Raw genomic sequence first — 18543 nt, forward strand, 5'->3', positions numbered from 1 at the left:
GCGACACCGGTGAGTTGGCCGACGTTGAGGCGCTACGCGACGAGGCCCGAAGCGTACGAAACCGGTTCCGCAGCCGCTCAGGCGCCTTAGGGACTCGGCCCGGCGTTTGAGATTCGAGAACCGACTGGGTCTGCATGACGCAGTGGGCGGGCTCCAGCGACAACATACGCAGAACGGGCTGCAGCCATTCGGCCGGAGTGACCAGTACCCGCTGACGACCACTTGGGGGCGCCCGCCTGCCCCGCCCTTCAGTTCGAACCCCCACGACTTCCCACCACTGGCTGCCGTCCGGCGTAGCCGCCAGATGGTAGCCAACAGCGATGTCCTGCCACTCGGGATGAATCGCCGGGCGCTGGTGCGACCGAAGTTGCAGCTGCGCCCGCACGGGCAGGCGCCGGACTTCCGAGAGCGAGACACACATGAGCAGTTCCGACACCGTCCTGGCCGGCCTGGATTCCGAACTCGGCTGGATCCGCGAAACGTACACCGAGCTGCACCGGCATCCCGAGCTGAGCCGCGAGGAACATGCGACCTCGAAGCTCGTCGAGGAGAAGCTCGCTGCCTTCGGCTATACCATCACCCGCGTCGGCGGCACCGGCGTCGTCGGCGTCCTCGCCAACGGAGCCGGCCCAGCCGTCCTTGCCCGCGCCGACATGGACGGGCTGCCTGTCACCGAGGCGACGGGCCTGCCATATTCATCGGAAGTGGCCGGCGTCATGCATGCGTGCGGTCACGACGTGCATGTCAGTGCGCTGCTCGGTGCCGCGAAGCTCATGGCGGACGGCCGTGCCGCCTGGGCAGGGACCTACATCGCGCTGTTCCAGCCGGCGGAGGAAGTGGGCGCGGGGTCCAAGGCAATGGTCGACGACGGCCTGGTCACCATGGTGCCGCGGCCCGACGTCGCGCTGGCCCAGCACGTTATGCCCTTCGCGGCGGGGACACTGGCCACCACCCCGGGTCCGGTCCTGTCCGCCGGAGATTCGCTCAAAATCCGTGCACGGGAAGGGTGCGCACGGCTCGATGCCGCACATGTCCGTCGACCCGGTGGTGCTGGCCTCCTCGATTGTGCTCCGGTTGCAGACCATCGTGTCGCGCGAGACAAAGCCGGGCGACTTCGCCGTCGTGACCGTGGGCGCGCTGAACGCCGGCGCGACGTCGAACATCATCCCGGACCGCGCCACGCTCCTGCTGAACATCCGCAGCTACGACAACCAGGTGCGGGCCAGGGCGCTCGCGGCGATCGAGCGGATCGTGCGGGGCGAGTGCGCCACGGCCGGATCTGTGCAGGAACCCGATTTCGAGTTCTACGACCAGTTCCCACTGACCCGCAATGATGAAGCTGTGACAGCTCAGGTCACCAACGCCTTCACCGCGCACTTCGGGGCGGAGGCCGTAAGCCGTGCCACACCGCAGACGGCGTCGGAGGACTTCAGCCGCATTCCGGACGCCTTCGGTGTGCCGTACACGTTCTGGCTCCTGGGCGGGGCCGAACCGGATACGTACCGGGCGGCCGTCGCCAAGGGGACTGCTTTCCAGGACATCCCGGGCAACCACTCCCCCGCCTTCGCCCCCGTGATCAACCCGACGCTGTCCATGGGCGTCCAAGCCCAGGTCGTTGCGGCACTGTCTTACCTCGCCAAGGGAGCCTCGTTATGAGCACTGCTGTTCCGCCCTCTAGCGGTTCCCTGCCGGGGCCAGCGGCCGGTCAGCATGCGCGGTGGCGGCTTCTGGTGTTTCCGGCCGGGGCAGCCTGAGCCTCTTGAGCAGCAGGGCGTTGGCGGCGACCAGGAAGCTGGACCCGGACATCGAAAGGGCCGCGATCTCCGGGCTGAGAACAACGCCCGCGAAGGCGAAGACGCCTGCGGCGATGGGCAGCGCTATCGCGTTGTACCCCACGGCCCAGCCCAGGTTCTGGCGCATCTTCCGCAAGGTGCCTTTGCCGATCCGCAGGGCGATCGGCACATCCAGCGGGTCCGAGCGCATCAGCACGACGTCGGCCGTTTCGATGGCCACATCGGTGCCCGCGCCGATCGCGATGCCGAGGTCGGCCTGGGCCAGCGCCGGGGCGTCGTTGACGCCGTCGCCGACCATGGCGACTTTCTTCCCCGCCTGTTGAAGCTGGGCTACCTTGGCCGATTTGTCTCCTGGCAGAACCTCGGCGATGACGGTGTCGATGCCCAACTGCCCGGCGATCCTCCGCGCGGTGGCTTCGTTGTCCCCGGTGAGCATGACGACCTCGATCCCGGCTTCGTGCAGGGCCGCGACGGCGGCGGCGGCGGTTTCCCTCGCGGCGTCCGCCAAGGCGATGACCGCCGCGGCCTTGCCGTCGACGGCGACGAGCACGGCGGTCCGTCCGGTGTCGGCGAGCTCATCGCGGACCGCGGACAGAGGGCCCAGGTCAATGCCTTCGTTGGCCATAAGTCTGCGGTTGCCGACCAGCACCCGGCGCCCGTCCACGGCAGCGCCGGCCCCGTGACCGGGAATGTTGAGGAAATCCGAGGCAGCCAGGACGGGTGCACCACGTCCGCGAGCGTACCGGACCACGGCCGCAGCAAGCGGGTGTTCGGATTCCTGTTCCACCGCGGCGACCAGGGCCAGGAGTTCGCTGTGGCCGATGACCTCGACGACGACGACGGTCACTTCCGGTTCGCCCTTGGTCAGGGTGCCGGTTTTGTCCATCACGACGGTGTCGATCCGGGCGGCGACCTCCAGGGCTGTGGCGTTCTTGAACAGGACGCCCCGTTTGGCGCCAAGGCCTGTGCCCACCATGATCGCCGTCGGCGTGGCAAGCCCCAACGCGTCGGGGCAGGTGATTACGACAACGGTGATCGCGAACAGCAGGGCCGTCTGGACTCCGGCGCCGAGGGCGAGCCAGACCGCGAACGTCAGGCTTCCACCGATCAGGGCGACCAGGACCAGCCAGAACGCGGCCCGATCTGCCAGCCGCTGGCCAGGTGCCTTGGAGTTCTGGGCCTCCTGGACGAGGGCAACGATCTGCGCAAGGGCCGTGTCGGCTCCGACCTTGGTGGCCCGGACCCGCATCGTACCGGTGGTGTTAATGGAGGCACCGATGACTTCCGAGCCGATGGACTTGGTCACCGGAAGGCTCTCTCCCGTGACCATGGACTCATCGACCTCCGACTGGCCGCCCTCAACTTCGCCGTCCACAGGGATTTTGGATCCCGGCCGTACCAGCAGCAGGTCCCCGGCCTGGACTTCGGAGGTGGGGATCTCGACGGTGTCGCCGTCGCGGATGACGACGGCGACCGGCGGGGCCAGCTCGAGCAGCGTGCGGATGGCCTCGTTCGCCCCGCCCCGTGCGCGCATCTCGAACCAGTGGCCCAAAAGCACAAAGGAGGTCAGGACCGTGGCGGCTTCGTAGAACACTTCACCGCCGCCGGTGAAGGTGACCCAGACGCTGTAAAGCCATCCGGTGCCCACGGCGATAGCGACCAGGACCATCATGTCCAGCGTGCGGGCCTTCAGCGCCCGGTACGCACCGTCGAAGAAGATCCAGGCCGAGTAGAAGATGACTGGAAGGGACAGGATCAGGGCCATGACGTCGTCACGTAGCCCGAACGGCGTCGGCGCGGTGAAGCCGAGCATGTCCCGGCCCATCGGGGACCACAGCGTCACGCCCACTGACAGGATTGCCGCGACCAGGAACCGGTTGCGCATGTCCTTGACCATGTCATCCATCGACATTCCGCCGTGGTGTCCGCCGTGGCCCATCATCTCCTGCGGGGTCCGGGTCATCGCACCGTGCGGGCCCGGGCCGTGGCCGGCCCGGCTGTCCGCCGGAGGTTGGGCATCATGCCTCGCCGCGGGGGTGCGCCCTGGTTCATCCATCGGGTAACAGACGTGGTCAGGGACCGATTCACCCCGGCAGTGGTATCCGCAGTCCCGTATCCACCCGGAGATCTGCTCCACGGAGGTCACGGACGGGTCAAAGCTCACGGTCGCAGTCTGGCCGACCGGGTTCGCGTCCACCTCCGCCACTCCGGGGCGCTGCCGCAGGACGTGTTCCACGACCGCCTTTGAGCTGGCCCAGTGCAGGCCGCGGACCTCCACGACGGTGCGTTTCAGAAGCGGGGTCATTGCTCCTCCTTCGGCTCAGCTGCTGCCGGACGGGCCGACCTTCCGCCCGACGTCGTTGAAGATCATCGTTTGAAGGGTGACGGCCGTGAGGCGAGGTCGGTGCTGGCAGGACCCTGAATTACCGTACCGTCGGTGGCAAACCTCGAGCCATGGCAGGGGCAGTCCCAGGTCACGTCGGCGACATTGAATTCGACAGTGCAGCCCAAATGCGTGCAGATCGCCGAGACCGCACTTAAATTACCGGCCGGATCAGCGTAGACGGCGACCTTTTCGCCTTTGCGTTCGATGACCGCCCCCTCCCCCGGGGCAGGAACCATGGGCGCATCCGTGTCTTCCTGATCCGGCGCTGCCTGCTGTGGCCCGGGCGGAATCGGAACGCTGTGGCCAGCAGGCGAGCCGCCCTCCGCCCGGGCAGCCCGCGTGCTGTCGAACACACGCGCCCACGGGTTTCCCCGGCCGCACAAAGTGTCGGCGAGGATCAGGGCCGCGGCAGTGCCGTTAGTCAAGCCCCACTTCCTCAAACCTGTGATCACATGGATGTGGGTGGAGTCGGAGGACATAAGGCCTACATACGGCAGGCCGTCTACGGGGATGCCATCCTGGGTGGACCAGCGGAATACGGGCTCACGGGTGCCGAGACGGTCACGGCTGAAAGCGGCCAGCCGGCGATAACGCTCCGCCGTGTCGCCGGAGTCCTCTGCTCGGTGGCCTTCGCCGCCGGCGAGCACGTAACTGGCGCCATCGACGTCAACGGCCAGAATCGAGCGCATCGGCTCCTCAACGCTGATAAAGGTCCCTTCCAGCGGCGCGGAACCCGCTCGGCTGGCGATGAGGTAGGAGCGATGCAGGATACACAGCGCAGCAAAGCTACCCTTGTCGCCGAAGGGCACATTCGTGGCCACAATTGCATCCCGCGCACGGATGGATCCACGCTCCGTCTCCACGACAACCGGCGAGCCGTCCCGGAGCGCGAGTGCCCGCGACCGCTCGAACACAAAGCTGCCCGCGCCATCGACCGCGCGCGCAAGGCCTTGGAGGTATCTCACAGCGTGGAGCTGCGCCTGATTATCAAAGCGAACTGCTCCCTTGACCGGGAACGGCAGCGGCACATCGGGGGTATAGACGGAAGGAAGGCCGAGCCTGGCGGCCAAAGCGGCCTCGTCCCGGACGAGGCTCACGGCCTCGTCGGTTTCAGCGTAAGTGAAATTGGGTACGCGGCGGAAACCGCAGTCGATGCCCTCGTCCGAGACGACGCGCGCGATGTGCTCGACGGCCGCCTGGTTCGCTTGCCCGTAGCTGCGCGCCGTGTCAGCGCCGTGGCGCCCTGCAAGCTCGGAGTACACCAAACGATGCAGGGAGGTTACCTTGCCGGTCGTGTGCCCGGTTACCCCTGAACCGACTTGCGCCGCCTCTATTACCGCAACCGACTGGCCAGCACGTTTCAGGGCCAGCGCTGCAGTCAGCCCCGCAACGCCACCGCCGATCACCGCGATGTCAACATCGATGTCGGTGTCGAGCGGGGCATAACCGGTGGTCCCAGCGGTGGCAACCCAAAGGGAAATGACCTGCGCCTGCAACTTATCGCCCATAACAATGCCTTCCTACGAACACACCGTACTGTTCCGATCAGCGTGCTGTCCCGCGATACCGCTTGGCAAGCGACCCGCCTAAGCCGCTAGGCAACGACACCTCAGCGGGAATGGACTGCAAGAGGGAATCACTACCACCCGGCCTCAGTCACGCGGCCGCATGAGCGGCGGGTTGAGCACGGACCGCGTGGGCTGGCCCGCGGCCGGACGGGCTGCCCCGGCCAGCCGGAAAAGCGCAGCGGGGCGGCCGGTCTCGCCCGTCGTCATCCGCCCGGTGTCCTCCAGAAAACCGGGCGTTCCCGTGGCCTTGCGGTGGAAATTCCGGGGGTCCAGGCGTGTGCCCCAGACGGCCTCATAGACAGCCCGGAGCTGGGCGACGGTGAACTCCTCGCCGCAAAAGGCTGCCCCCAGCGGCGAGTATTCGAGCTTTGACTTTGCCCGCTCCACCGCGTCGGCAAGGATCCGCTCGTGGTCGAAGGCGAGCCGCACTTCGCCATCCAGGACCGTGCTGACCGGGTACCAGGCCGCGTGCTCGGCGTCGCTGCCGGCGGTCAGGACGGGAAAGTTGGGGGCGAGCAGCAGGTGGGCCACGGTGAGCACATCCCCGCGCGGGTCCCGTCCCCTCGGGCCGTAGCTGCCCAGTTGCTCCAAGTGGCCAGGGACGTGCTCGACGCCGGTTTCCTCCGCGAGTTCGCGGCCAGCCGCAGTCACCAGGTCCTCGCCCGGCAGCACGAAACCGCCAGGCAGGGCGAGCCTGCCGCGGAAAGGTTCAATGAGGCGGGTGACAAGAAGGACGTTCAGGACGTCGTCGAACACGGTAAGGGCGACGACGTCGACGCTCACCGGGAAGCGTGCAGGCGCCGGGTGGGATTCAGGCATGAACTCATCGTAGGCATTTATCGTCACCTTGACAATAAATCGGGGAGGGTCCTACGGTTCAGTTATCGTCAAATTGACGACAACATCGAACGACTAGGAGCATCCCATGGCCAGCATCAAGCGCTACCCCTGGATCAGCCACTTCCTCGGCAGCCCGACCGGCTATGTCGTCCACCTCCAAAAGGGCTCGGTCCGGCACCAGGGAGTTGGCCAGGCCTTCTGGTTCCGGCCTGCGAACTCCGTGCTCAGCGAGGTTCCCGTGGATGACCAGGAACTTCCCACGCTCTTCCACGCCATCACCCGGGACCACCAGGACGTCAGCGTCCAGGCGAACGTGACCTACCGCTTCATCGACCCCGTGTCCGTGTCCAGCCGGCTCGACTTCGGCCTGCAGCCGGCCGGTGACGCGCCGGCGACCGGGAAGGAGCAGGTGGCCACGATCATCGGCCAGCTGTGCCAGAGCCACGCGATCGATCACATCGCCACCACCACGCTCGCCGAGGCCCTGGAGCGCGGGGTCAGCCAGCTCCGCAACGTCCTCGCCGAGGCCCTCCGCGCGGACACCCGGCTCCTGTCCACCGGCATCGAGATCCTTGGGGTGCAGGTCCTGGCGGTCCGGCCGGAGTCCGACGTCGAACGGGCACTGCAGACGCCGGTCCGGGAACAGCTCCAGGCCGAAGCGGACCGGGCCGTCTACGAACGCCGGGCCGTCGCCGTCGAACGCGAACGGACCATCTCCGAAAACGAAATGGCGAGCCAGATCGAACTGGCCACCCGCCGCGAACACCTGGTCGGCCAGGAAGGCGCCAATGCACGGCGTGCGGCCGAGGAAAAAGCCGCCGCAGGGCTCATCGACGCGCATGCTTCGGCCCAACGCCAGGGCATCAGCGCCGATGCCGAAGCGAACCAGATCCGGCTCGTCGGCGAGGCGGCCGCGGCACGCGAAGCCGCCACCATGGACGTCTACCGGGACGTGGACCAGGCCACCCTGCTCGCACTGGCCCTGCGCGACGCTGCCGCTTCCCTGCCCAACATCGGCAATCTCACCATCACCCCGGACCTCCTGAGCGGGGCACTGGCCGGGCTGCTCCGGGAACCTGCGGGCGGTGCCGTTCCCGCCGGAGCGGCCGCTGTCACGGCTGGGACAGCCGGCCGGGTCGGGAAGTAGGAACCGGTCATGGCAAACCCCCGCCTCGTTATCGTCCACCGGCGGACCGAGCTCCAGGAACTCCTGGACCGGCACGCCACCCGCGGCCAGGCCGAATTCTTCCTCCGCACGCGCGGCCGCACCCTCCAGGATGTCCAGGAGCGCCACGACCGGCTCACCGCGGCCCTGGCGACCGTCCGCGCCGCCGTTCCGGCCGAATGGCGCCACGCCGAAGTGGAGCGCGCGGACCTGAGCCGCTTCCTGCTCACCCCGGAGGACATCATCGCGGTGGTGGGTCAGGACGGGCTGGTGGCCAACGCCGCGAAGTATCTCACCGGCCAGCCCGTCATCGGGATCGATCCGGAGCCGGGCGCGAATCCGGGTGTCCTGGTCAGGCACACGCCCGGCGCGGCGGCAAGGCTGCTGCAGTCGGCCGGCCACACCGGCCCGGCGGAGCGGCTGCGCTGCCAGGAACTCGCCACCGTGACGGCGCGGCTCGACGACGGGCAGGAACTCTCAGGGCTCAACGAGGTGTTCATCGGGCACGCCTCGCACCAGTCGGCCCGATACCAGCTCACGACGCCGGACGGGCAGGTCGAACGTCACTCCTCGTCGGGCCTGATCGTCTCCACGGGCACCGGCGCGACGGGCTGGTGCGCATCCATCGCCCTGGAACGCGGAGGTCGCGCCCTGCCGGCACCCACGGATCCCCGGCTCGCGTGGTTCGTCCGCGAGGCCTGGCCCTCCCCCATTACCGGGACGTCCCTGACCGAGGGTGTGCTGGCTGCGGGCGAAGTCCTCCGCGCCACCGTGGCATCCGACCAGCTCGTGGTGTTCGGCGACGGCATGGAAGGCGACCGCCTCACTGCGTCCTGGGGCCAGGAAATCACCGTCCGGCTGGGCGAACGGCCGCTGCGGCTCGTTGCGTAGGTCAGCCGGGACTAGTACCAGAAGATCGGCAGCCAGTCGCGGTTGTGCGCGTGCACCAGCGCGAGGAACAGAACGAAGTCAAAGAGCAGGTGAACTGTCACGACATAGGTGAGCGACTTCGTCAGCTTGAACGTGTAGCCCTGCATCAGTGCGAACGGGAACGTCAGTAGCGGGCCCCAGGACCGGTAGCCGATTTCCCAAAGGAATGACGAGAAGACCACTGCCTGCAGGATGTTGGCCAGCCAGTCCGGGAAGTGCCGCCGGAGCAGGGCGAAGGTGGTGCAGATAAAGAACAGTTCGTCCCAAATGCCAACAGTGTTCACGCCGAGAAAGAGCCGCCGGAAAGTGGCGGGTTCAGAGGCGTCCGGCCAGTTTTGATACACGCCCGTGCGGATCAGGTAGACCGGCAGAATTAGGTAGCCGAGCGCTGCAACAACGATCAAGTACAGCTTCGCGGCCAATGGCCATTTGTGGCCCGTGTGCACCGGAAATGTGATCAGCTTCTCGCGGTAAATGAACCGTGACACCAGCCACGGCACAAGCACGGCCAACGCAAGGGCACCGCCCATGAGCGTCATGTGCGGAACGCTCAAATCAGCGTTCAGCGGAACCAGGCTGATGATAACCATTCCGGCCGCCACCAGGGCAAGGTGCCGCACGAGTTCGCGGTCGACCGCTGCGGCCGTGACCAGGCTCAAGGCGAGCAAGCTGTAGCCCGCAAGGTCATTCTCGACACCGAAAAGCAGCACTCCAGAGGCCGAGAGCAATGCCGCTGGCACGAGCTTCCACGTGAGCGCGGTACGGGGCGGCGGCGTCGAGAGCGAGGTCACCCCACCAGCATCTCAGCGACGGTGCCCGTGCGAAACGCCGATTCGCCTCAGGCCGAAGTCCCCGTTAGAGTGACAATGCGTAGGGGAGTATTCCGAAGCGCTGCATCCGTCAACACGTCAGGCACCGTTGCCCGGCCGGGTGCAGCGGCCAGCCGGACGGCGGGCGGAGAGACTTATGAGGCTCACTGCTACCCACCTACGAAAGCAGGAACACTTTGTCTGTTTCTCCCCTGATCTGGGGCATCACCGTTGTGGTCATTCTGGCCCTGCTGGCCTTTGACTACTTCTTCCATATCCGTAAGGCCCACGTCCCCACGCTGAAGGAAGCGGCCGCCTGGTCCGCCCTCTACGTGGGTATCGCCATCATCTTCGGCATTCTCGTTCTGATCTTCGGCGGCCCGGCCATGGGCTCGGAGTATTTCGCCGGATACATCACGGAGAAAGCGCTTTCGGTGGACAACCTATTTGTCTTCCTGATCATTATTGCCAGCTTCCGCGTTCCGCGCGAGGACCAGCAGAAGGTGCTGCTCTTCGGCATTGTGTTCTCGCTGATTGCCCGCACCGGCTTCATTTTCCTCGGCGCGGCACTGATCAATTCCTTCGCCTGGGTCTTCTACGCCTTCGGTTTGATCCTGCTGATCACGGCCGGCAACCTGCTCAAGCCCGAACCCGACGGCGACGACACTGCCGACAACTTCATCATCCGGCTGGCCCGCAAGTTCTTCCACACCACCGATCACTACGACGGCGACAAGCTGTTCACGATGGAGAACGGCAAGAAGGTCCTGACCCCGATGCTGCTGGTCATGGTGGCAATCGGCGGCACCGACATCCTGTTCGCGCTGGATTCGATTCCGGCCATCTTCGGCCTGACCCAGAATGTCTACATTGTCTTCACCGCCACCGCGTTCTCGCTGATGGGCCTGCGCCAGTTGTACTTCCTGATCGACGGCCTGCTGGACAGGCTGATCTACCTTGCCTACGGTCTGGCGGCGATCCTGGCCTTTATCGGCGTCAAGCTGATTCTGCACGCCCTGCACGAGAACAACCTGCCGTTCGTCAATGATGGCCAGCCGGTCCCGGTCGTGGAGATCACCACGGGCCTGTCCCTGACCGTCATCATCGGTGTGCTGGTCTTTACCGTGGTGGCATCGCTGCTGAGCAAGGCAGGCAAGGCACAGACCGCGATCAATAATGCCCGCCGGCACGCGGTGAGCTACCTGGACCTCGAATACACCGCGGACCCCGCCGAGCGCGAGCGTATCTACAACGCCCTGCGGGAGGAAGTCCGGCAAATCGAACAGATGGAGCCGAAGTACCGCAACAAGGCCAAGGACGTGGACACCATCCGCGCCGAGGTGGCCGAGGCGAACCAGCAGCACGAACAGTACCTGGCCCGCTGATTTAGTCGCCGGTGCACGGGCCGGTGCAGGGGCGGAGCCCGCCCCTGCACCGGCCTTCCACGCATCCACGCCGCCCGCTAAGGTGCGGCCCCAGGTTCATAAGTTCCCGCGCTCCACTCCTGCCCTTGCGGGTCCACCACCCGTGCGCGACGGGCACCCCATTCAGTGCTTTCGGGCGCGATCACGCTGGTTCCCCCTGCGGCAACAGCGTTGCGATAGAAGGCATCGACGTCGTCGACAAGCAGGTAAAGCCCCTGCCCCGTGGATCGGCCGACCAGCGGCGGCCGTTGATACTTGGCATCATTGCTCGCCACCATGAGCACAGCATCACCGGGCCGGACCTCCGCATGAACGACCTGGCCCGAAGGCGCATCCTGGCGGCGCACCACGTCGAACCCGACCCGCTCCATCCATTCCAGCGCAGCTGGTGCATCCGGGTAGCTGAGGTAGGCAAAGAGTTTGCTTTCATGACGGGATGGTATTCCGGCCCGCGTGCCTTTGGAAACGCTCGGCCTACCTGCCTGCTAAACATCTCCCCTACCGAGGTACCGGCGACCTTGGCCCTGGCGTCCGTCGAGGGGGGTATCAGCGCGGGTGCGACCATCAGGCAGCGGGGACGACCCTGCCGATGTCCTCATCGACGCCTCGTTCGAGGACGACGTCGAGCTCGTGGTCATTGGCGTCCGGCGCCGTTCCCCGGTAGGAAAACTGTTCCTCGGGAGCACGGCCCAGAGGGTCATCCTCGAAGCGGGCTGCCCCGTTACTGCGGTCAAACCCATCGTGGGTGCCCGCGCTTGAGCCCCATCAGCTCTGCTCGTCAGCCGCAGGCACTACATCGAGAACTGCTGGACCGCGCTCGGCATCAACCCCAGAGTGTTGATCAATGCCAGCGTGGCTATGCCATACCCAATGGCCAGGGCAGCAATAGCTGGCCCGCGGCCTCGTTCGCCCCTCAGCCGGATCTGATTGAGGGCAACGTGTCCTGCCCCCACTGCAAAAACCGCAAGGACCGCGACGCCGAATACCCAGAATCCTGATGCAGCGATGACGGCGAAAATGATGGCCGCAACGGCCAGTTTGTTGAGTCGACCAGTTGATGTGCGGGCCGGCCCCATATACCCGGCGAGAAAAGGCAGTCTTGATAGCTATTCGGCGCTACCACCCGGTTCGGGTGAGGCGCCGGCCGGCGGAGCGGCCCTAGGGTCAGAACATGGGACTCTTACGGCACCGGCATGACGAACCCGCAGGCACACGGTTTCAGATGCGCGAAAAACTGCTGTCGATCGGGGATGACTTCTGGATCGAAAACGACCAGGGCCAACGCGCCTACAAGGTCAATGGCAAGGCGGTCCGGATCCGGGACACGTTCGTTCTCGAGGACACCTCGGGAAACGAGGTGGCGCGCATCAAGGAACGCAAGCTCTCAGTCCGGGACAAGATGGAGATCGAGCGCGGCGGCGATACCGCAGCCACTGTCCACAAGGCATTAATCGGGCTCCGGGATCGCTTCACCGTCGACATGAAGGGCGGCACCGATCTGAAGGCGCATGGCAACGTCACCAGCCACGAGTATGAGATAGAGCGCGACGGCCACACAGTTGCAACGATTTCCAAGAAGTGGTTCCGCGTGCGTGACTCCTATGGCGTCGAAATCGCAGCGGGCGAGGACGTTCCGCTTATCCTCGCTGTCACCGTTGCCATCGACTCGTTGACTTAAAGCCGTAAAGGTCGCGCACGATCTTCACGGGCCGCGATGCCAGGGGCGGCAGCATGTTATATCCCCCCGTTCCGGCGTAGTCTGGTCACACACAATTTGAGCGCGATAGCTGGTCGGTAAATGGCGCCGAATAACCGAATCGGATCTCGTCTGGCCGCGGCCCTTTGGAGAGTCGTCGGATTCTTAACAGTGAGCGTGATCTGCGGTGTTCTGGTCGCCAGCCTGGCGATCCCCGGCGTCGCTTCTGCCGGCGTCGCCATCAGCAGGTCAATCACCTACTTCAACAATCTCCCCGCTCAGCTGGCGGTTGCTCCGCCGTCGCAGTCAACCAAAGTGCTGAGTGCGGACGGACAGCCAATCGCAACCTTCTTTGCGGAGAACCGTGTGAAGGTCGGGCTGGACCAGATGTCGCCCTACATCAAAGACGCGATTGTCGCCATCGAGGACAGCCGCTTCTACGAGCACGCCGGCATCGACCCGCAGGGGATTCTACGGGCGCTCACCTCCAACCTGACGAGCGGCGGCCGGCAGGGCGCATCCACGCTGACCCAGCAGTACGTGACGAACGTGATCAATGAATCCCTCTTGTCGGCGGACAGAAGCGATCAGGTCATCCTCAGCGGGCAGAAGAGCCTCGGCGACAAGGTGCGGGAGATGAAGCTCGCCCTCGAGCTGGAAAAGAAATACACCAAGGACCAGATCCTTGAGGGCTACCTCAACATTGTGTTCTTCAACCGGGACGCGTACGGCATTGAGGCCGCCGCCCGGCATTTCTTCAGCACGTCCGCTAGGGACCTCACCCTGCCGCAGGCCGCCCTGCTCGCCGGCCTGGTCAACAGCCCCAGCTTCTACGATCCCACCGCCCATCCGGAAAACTCCATCAAGCGGCGCAACCAGGTCCTGGACAAAATGCTCAGCGAGGGAAAAATCCCCCAGGCTGATCACGACGCCGCCGTCGCCACCGGTGTCGAGCTGAAGATCGCGCCTGCAAAACAGGGGTGCTCGGCGGCCGACATTGCGCCGTACTTCTGCGACTACGTTTCCCACCTGATCCTCAACAACCCGGCCTACGGTGTCGACGCCACGGATCGCGAGAAGAAGCTGTACCGCGGCGGCCTGACCATCACCACTACGCTGGACAGCAGGCTGCAGGCGGCCGCGCAGGAGCAGGTCGACGCCACCGCCGGGGCCAACCCGGACAAGTGGGGAGCGTCGCTGGTCTCGATCGCGCCAGGCACGGGCAGGATCCTCGCCATGGCGCAAAACACCGTGTTTCTTCCCGCCCCCGGCAAATTCGATACCCAGCTCAACTTCAATGTGGATGCCAAGGACGCCGACGGCAACGACCTGAACGGCGCCGGCGGGTTCCAACCCGGTTCCACGATGAAACCGTTCACATTCGCGGAATGGCTCAATGAAGGCAGGTCCATGGTCGCCGAGGTCGACGCCGCCCAGCGGAGTTATCCGTTGGACTTTCCCTGGAAGTCCAGCTGTGGCAAGGTCCTCGGGGCCTACAATACGGCCGAAAAGGCCCTCGGCGCTGCCGACGACCTCCAGAACAACGACGAGGGCTACTACCGCAAAATGCCCGTCAATTACGGCCTTTACAACTCCATCAACACGGCAACTTTCGCGGAGGCCGCCCAACTGGACTTCTGCGGCATCCAGAGAATGGTGGATGCCGTGGGACTTCACAGCGGGGTGGATAACGCCCCGGTGAACATGCACCAGCTGGGCAATCTGCTGGGTGCCATTGGTGTGGCGCCGCTCCATCTGGCCAATGCCTTTGCGACGTTCGCCGCTGACGGCACTTATTGCGCCCCGATCGCCATCGCGGGCGTGACCGACGCATCGGGTCGGCAGCTTCCGGCCCAGATTAGCGACTGCCGCAGCGCGGTTAAGCCCGAGGTAGCCCGCGGCGTGAACTCCGTGCTCCAGGACGTGCTGAAACGGGGGTCCGGAATCTACATCCAGCCCAAGGTCCAGGATCAAGTCCCGGTCGCGGCCAAGACCGGCACGTCCAACACCAACGGCGCGACCTGGGTGGTGGGCTACACCACCGGCCTTGCCACGGCGTCCTTCTTCGGGGACACCCTGGACGGCCAGAATCGGCCCGGCCAGAACGTCACCATCAATGGCAAGTTCTACAAGAACATTGACGGTTACATGCTCGCCGGACCGCAGTGGGCGAACTACATGCAGAAGGTGGCCGGACTCTACCCGGCCGCTGCCTTCGCTCCACCGCCCGAGTCCATGACCAAGCCCTGAGCTGCCGCTGCCGCCGCCGCCGTCGACTACCAGCGGAAGACAGGTGCAGGCATGTTTGGCTTAAGTCAGAGTCCACGAGCGCTTTGACAGGCCGAACCAGAACCCATCGATCGCGGTCTTGGCATGCAGGTCACCGGACGCGTAGGCTGCCCCGAGCGCCACATACAGCGGGGCCCAGTGTTCGCTGCGAGGGTGCGCCTCGCGGGCCGCCGGGGCCTTGTGGAGGAAGTCCAGGATGGAGTCGACGTCGCCGCGCGCCATTGCCTCCTCAGCCCAGTGATCGAACTCACGGGAGACCGAGGGCGGGGCACTGTCGGGTCCGCCGGCGGGGTTGAACCAGCGCAGGTTGTGCGTGGTGAACCCCGAACCGACGATCAGCGTGCCGCGGTCGCGCAACGGCGCCAGCGACTGGCCCAGATCGAACAGTCCCTGCGGGTCAAGGGTGGGCATGGACATTTGCACGACCGGTACATCCGCGTCCGGGAACATCTCCTTGAGCGGGACGTAGGCGCCGTGGTCCAAGCCGCGGCTCTCGTCGCGCTCGACATGGTGGCCATGGCCGGCCACGAGCTTCTCCACCTCGGTCGCCAGCGCGGGGGCCTGCGGGGCGTCGTAGGTGACGTCGTAGTACTTCTGGGGGAAACCGCCGAAGTCGTAAACCAGTCCCGGATTGCGCCCGGTGGCGCTGAGCGTGACCGGGGCGTTTTCCCAGTGGGCAGACACCATCAGGATGTCCTTGGGCTTGTCAAAGGTGCCGGACCAATCGCTGAGTTCGCGGGTCCAGGTGGCGTCGTCAGCCAGCGGCGGCGCACCATGGCTGAGGAAGAGAACCGGAGGGCGGTCAAGTGTCGATGTCATGACATCACTCTATCCGGTTTTACTTGAAGGTTCAAGCGTCTCGACCCGCTCTTTTATCCAGTCGAACGCGACATCCGTCGCCGAACATGCGTGAGCTTCGGCTAGTGGCCGGACCGGACGGCCAGAAGCGGCCCAGCCTTCACGGTCGGCACTGTTGCCCCGGGTTTGGACAGGCCGCGCCTCGCTCTGGGCACACAACGAGGCGCGCCCCCTCGGCTGGAGGAGGCGCGCTCGGATGGTGCGGGCTTCGGGCTACACGGCCGTATATCCACCGTCGATCGGAATGGTTGCGCCGGTGATGAACTTCGCCTTGTCGCTCGCAAGGAAGGTAATGAGGTCGGCGACCTCCTGTGCCTCGCCGACGCGACCGGCCGGATGCAGGTTTGCGTACTGCTCGAGGGTCGGCTCGTCGATGAGCGGCGTACGGATGACGCCCGGGGCCACCGCGTTCACGCGGATGCCTTCCTTTGCGTACATCGTCCCGGCGGCGCGGGTCATGTTCACGACGCCGCCCTTCGAGGCCGAGTAGGCGATGTTGTTCGAGACGGCCACGAGGCCGAACATCGAAGCGAGGTTGACTACGACGCCGCCCTCGCCCTGCTTGAGGAGCTGCCCGATGACGTACTTGTTGGTGTAGAAGACGCCCGAGTAGTCGATGCCGTTGGTGCGCTCCCAGTTTTCGACGGTCGAGGTGACGACGTCGCCCTCGCCTCCGACACCCGCGGAGGCGACGGCAATGTCAAGACGGCCGAATTCCTCGACCGTCTTCGCGACCGCAGCCTCAACGCTCTCGGCTTTTGAGACGTCGCCCTGGACAAACTTCGCGCCGATCTCGTCGGCTACTTCCTGCGACTTGGGATTGAAGTCGAAGATCATGACCTTCGCACCTTCGGCAATGAAGGTTTTTGCGGTGGCGAGACCGAGCCCCGATCCGCCGCCGGTGATGAATGCGACCTTGTTCTCGAGTTGCATGAGTCAGTCCAATCTGTAAACGATTTTGCGGTCACGGTCGTGTTGGCGTTCCCGCGATACGCATCTATATGCGTATGCATCTATATTGCCACTAATACTTGAAAAGTCAACCGATGTGTGCCGCCTCACATCGCTTGCGGCTCACGAAGTCCAAGGGACCCGGCGTCGGGCGTTCGACCGTAATACGCTGAGCTGTTGGCAGCCAGCTGGCCCGCAAACACAGCCATGGCGACTGCCCAGGGCGCACCTGCACCGATGCCGGCGGTCATGCACCGTTGCCCACTGTTCACGCTCCTGACCTTGAGGCCCGGCGGCGCGCGCTCCACAGTGGAGCCATGACACGACAGAACAGACACACCGCCCAGGGGTTTGCCTGCGACTCCTGCGGTCAGCTCCCCCATCCCGCAAAGGGCAGACTCACCCTGGCCAACATCGCGGCCATGCTGCCCATAGAACTCGTGGTCCACGCCGCCGTAGTCAACACGGCACTGCCCTACGTTGTGAAGGTACTGGTCCTGATGGTCCTGAAGGGCAGGACAAGCTGGCGGACGGTGTCTCCCGCGTCGAAGCCAACATCCTCGTCCGCAGAAGTCATCAGGTCACAGGCGGCGTGCTGAACGAGCTGGTCGTGGCGGCGCCGGACCACATCACCCATGCCGAGCTGAATCCGCCCGCGCCCATCGACTTGCCGAACTGGCCGAACTTACTGAGCTGACGCACAGACATGCTGTCTGCCCTTTGCCGTAGGAAAGCGCGATGCGGCTTCCCTCGAATGACCGGCCGGCTCAGTCGCCGACCGCCTCGCGGCCCCGGCGGACGATGAGCGGGTCGGCGTCGTGGACCACCGAGGTGTCTTTGCCGTCGTAGTCGAACTGGTTGAGGAAGAAGCGCATGGCGTTGATGCGCCCCCGCTTCTTGTCGTTGGACTTGATGGTGATCCACGGCGCATGGTCCGTGTCGGTGCGCAGGAACGTCTCCTCTTTGGCCACCGTGTAGTCCTCCCATCGGTCCAGGGAGGCCAGATCCATCGGCGAGAGCTTCCAGCGCCGCACGGGATCGATCTGCCGGATCGCGAAGCGGGTGCGCTGTTCATGGCGGGTCACCGAGAACCAGAACTTCGTCAGGTGGAGGCCGGAGTCCACCAGCATCCTCTCGAAGAGCGGTGCTTGAACCATAAACGTGTCGTACTCCTGTTGCGTGCAGAAGGCCATTACCCGCTCGACATTCGCCCGGTTATACCAGGAGCGGTCAAACATCACAATCTCCCCGGCCGAGGGCAGGTGCTGGATGTAGCGCTGGAAATACCATTGGCCCTGTTCACGGTCGGAGGGTTTGGCCAGCGCCACGGCCCGGGCGGAGCGGGGATTCAGGTGCTCGGTGAAGCGCTTGATCGTTCCGCCCTTGCCGGCCGCATCCCGGCCCTCGAAGACGATGACATGCCGGTGCTCCTGGTCCTGGCCCCAGTACTGGAACTTCAGCAGCTCAACCTGCAGCCGGTATTTCTCCAGCTCGTAGTCCTCACGGGACATCCGTTCCTGGTAGGGATAGCCCTCCCGCCACGTCTCCACGGCCGAACCGCCGGGATCGATCAGTTCCGGGTCCTCGCCCTGTCCGCCGCGCACCGAGTAACCGAGCTCAACGAGATTGTCGATGGCGTGGCGCAGATTGTCCCTGACCCACGATTGATCCCCTGGTGTCCACGGCGCGGCCTGCGGCATCCGGCACTCCTTCCGGCCTCAACGAACCGACGACGGCATTCTAACAGGGCGGACAGGCAGGAAGGTGGAGAACGGCGGCCAGGGTGCGCACATCGCATGTCCATTACGTGCAGCGCTATCGTCAAGGGAGCGGA

15 protein-coding genes and 2 pseudogenes are annotated in these 18543 nt (G+C 65.2%); 9 read left to right on the forward strand and 8 right to left on the reverse strand.

Going from position 1 to position 18543, the window contains the following annotated elements; all coding sequences use genetic code 11:
- Nucleotides 1–653: 653 nt before the first annotated feature.
- Both J2X01_RS21980 and J2X01_RS01530 read left to right on the forward strand, forming a co-directional pair.
- Nucleotides 654–1088, forward strand: a pseudogene (locus tag J2X01_RS21980) (M20/M25/M40 family metallo-hydrolase); the annotation flags it as partial.
- Nucleotides 1030–1656, forward strand: coding sequence for a peptidase dimerization domain-containing protein (locus J2X01_RS01530; RefSeq protein ID WP_374724906.1), 627 nt, complete (start codon nt 1030–1032; stop codon nt 1654–1656). The pseudogene J2X01_RS21980 and the gene J2X01_RS01530, both read left to right, overlap by 59 nt.
- An 18-nt stretch (nt 1657–1674) precedes the next feature.
- On the opposite strand, the gene J2X01_RS01535 is transcribed toward J2X01_RS01530, so the two are convergent.
- The 3 genes from J2X01_RS01535 to J2X01_RS01545 all read right to left on the reverse strand — a co-directional run bounded on the left by J2X01_RS01535 (nt 1675) and on the right by J2X01_RS01545 (nt 6566).
- Entirely contained in the window at nt 1675–4098 is a 2424-nt protein-coding gene (locus J2X01_RS01535) for a heavy metal translocating P-type ATPase (RefSeq protein ID WP_310049915.1), read from the reverse strand.
- A 62-nt stretch (nt 4099–4160) separates the two neighbouring features.
- Nucleotides 4161–5687, reverse strand: a complete 1527-nt coding sequence (locus tag J2X01_RS01540) for an FAD-dependent oxidoreductase (RefSeq protein ID WP_310049917.1) — start codon at nt 5685–5687, stop codon at nt 4161–4163.
- A 144-nt stretch (nt 5688–5831) separates the two neighbouring features.
- Nucleotides 5832–6566: an NUDIX hydrolase gene (locus J2X01_RS01545; protein WP_310049921.1), complete on the reverse strand. Its 735-nt coding sequence runs from the start codon at nt 6564–6566 to the stop codon at nt 5832–5834.
- 106 nt (nt 6567–6672) lie between these two features.
- Between J2X01_RS01545 and J2X01_RS01550 the strand changes: the two genes are divergently transcribed.
- Nucleotides 6673–7734, forward strand: coding sequence for an SPFH domain-containing protein (locus tag J2X01_RS01550; RefSeq protein ID WP_310049924.1), 1062 nt, complete (start codon nt 6673–6675; stop codon nt 7732–7734).
- A 9-nt stretch (nt 7735–7743) separates the two neighbouring features.
- Nucleotides 7744–8643, forward strand: a complete 900-nt coding sequence (locus tag J2X01_RS01555) for a diacylglycerol kinase catalytic domain-containing protein (protein WP_310049926.1) — start codon at nt 7744–7746, stop codon at nt 8641–8643.
- An 11-nt stretch (nt 8644–8654) separates the two neighbouring features.
- Here J2X01_RS01555 and J2X01_RS01560 read toward each other — a convergent pair whose 3' ends face one another.
- Complete coding sequence (locus J2X01_RS01560; RefSeq protein WP_310049928.1) at nt 8655–9473, reverse strand: CPBP family glutamic-type intramembrane protease; 819 nt, start codon at nt 9471–9473, stop codon at nt 8655–8657.
- A gap of 215 nt (nt 9474–9688) precedes the next feature.
- Here J2X01_RS01560 and J2X01_RS01565 point away from each other — a divergent pair, with 215 nt between their 5' ends.
- Nucleotides 9689–10876, forward strand: coding sequence for a TerC/Alx family metal homeostasis membrane protein (locus J2X01_RS01565; RefSeq protein WP_310049931.1), 1188 nt, complete (start codon nt 9689–9691; stop codon nt 10874–10876).
- Between the two features lie 77 nt (nt 10877–10953).
- On the opposite strand, the gene J2X01_RS01570 is transcribed toward J2X01_RS01565, so the two are convergent.
- The gene (locus tag J2X01_RS01570) at nt 10954–11358 is read right to left on the reverse strand and encodes a VOC family protein (RefSeq protein WP_310050210.1); all 405 of its coding nucleotides are present in this window, start codon (nt 11356–11358) and stop codon (nt 10954–10956) included.
- 112 nt (nt 11359–11470) lie between these two features.
- Between J2X01_RS01570 and J2X01_RS01575 the strand changes: the two genes are divergently transcribed.
- From J2X01_RS01575 to J2X01_RS01585, 3 genes are all read left to right on the forward strand, one after another.
- Complete coding sequence (locus J2X01_RS01575; protein WP_310049933.1) at nt 11471–11674, forward strand: universal stress protein; 204 nt, start codon at nt 11471–11473, stop codon at nt 11672–11674.
- Nucleotides 11675–12137: 463 nt separating this feature from the next.
- Nucleotides 12138–12593: an LURP-one-related/scramblase family protein gene (locus J2X01_RS01580; RefSeq protein ID WP_310049936.1), complete on the forward strand. Its 456-nt coding sequence runs from the start codon at nt 12138–12140 to the stop codon at nt 12591–12593.
- A gap of 120 nt (nt 12594–12713) precedes the next feature.
- Entirely contained in the window at nt 12714–14861 is a 2148-nt protein-coding gene (locus tag J2X01_RS01585; protein WP_310049938.1) for a transglycosylase domain-containing protein, read from the forward strand.
- 60 nt (nt 14862–14921) lie between these two features.
- Here the strand turns inward: J2X01_RS01585 and J2X01_RS01590 are convergent, their stop codons facing one another.
- Entirely contained in the window at nt 14922–15719 is a 798-nt protein-coding gene (locus tag J2X01_RS01590) for a dioxygenase family protein (protein WP_310049940.1), read from the reverse strand.
- A gap of 252 nt (nt 15720–15971) precedes the next feature.
- On the reverse strand, nt 15972–16691 hold the full coding sequence (locus J2X01_RS01595) for an SDR family NAD(P)-dependent oxidoreductase (RefSeq protein ID WP_310049942.1): 720 nt from the start codon (nt 16689–16691) through the stop codon (nt 15972–15974).
- Between the two features lie 335 nt (nt 16692–17026).
- On the opposite strand from J2X01_RS01595, the pseudogene J2X01_RS01600 reads away from it, so the two are divergent.
- A pseudogene (locus tag J2X01_RS01600) lies at nt 17027–17215 on the forward strand (amino acid-binding protein); the annotation flags it as partial.
- A 261-nt stretch (nt 17216–17476) separates the two neighbouring features.
- Here J2X01_RS01600 and ppk2 read toward each other — a convergent pair.
- Entirely contained in the window at nt 17477–18409 is a 933-nt protein-coding gene (gene ppk2, locus J2X01_RS01605) for a polyphosphate kinase 2 (protein ID WP_310049948.1), read from the reverse strand.
- Nucleotides 18410–18543 lie beyond the last annotated feature (134 nt).

It is taken from the genome of Arthrobacter ginsengisoli, assembly GCF_031456935.1.
Classification (GTDB): domain Bacteria; phylum Actinomycetota; class Actinomycetes; order Actinomycetales; family Micrococcaceae; genus Arthrobacter; species Arthrobacter ginsengisoli.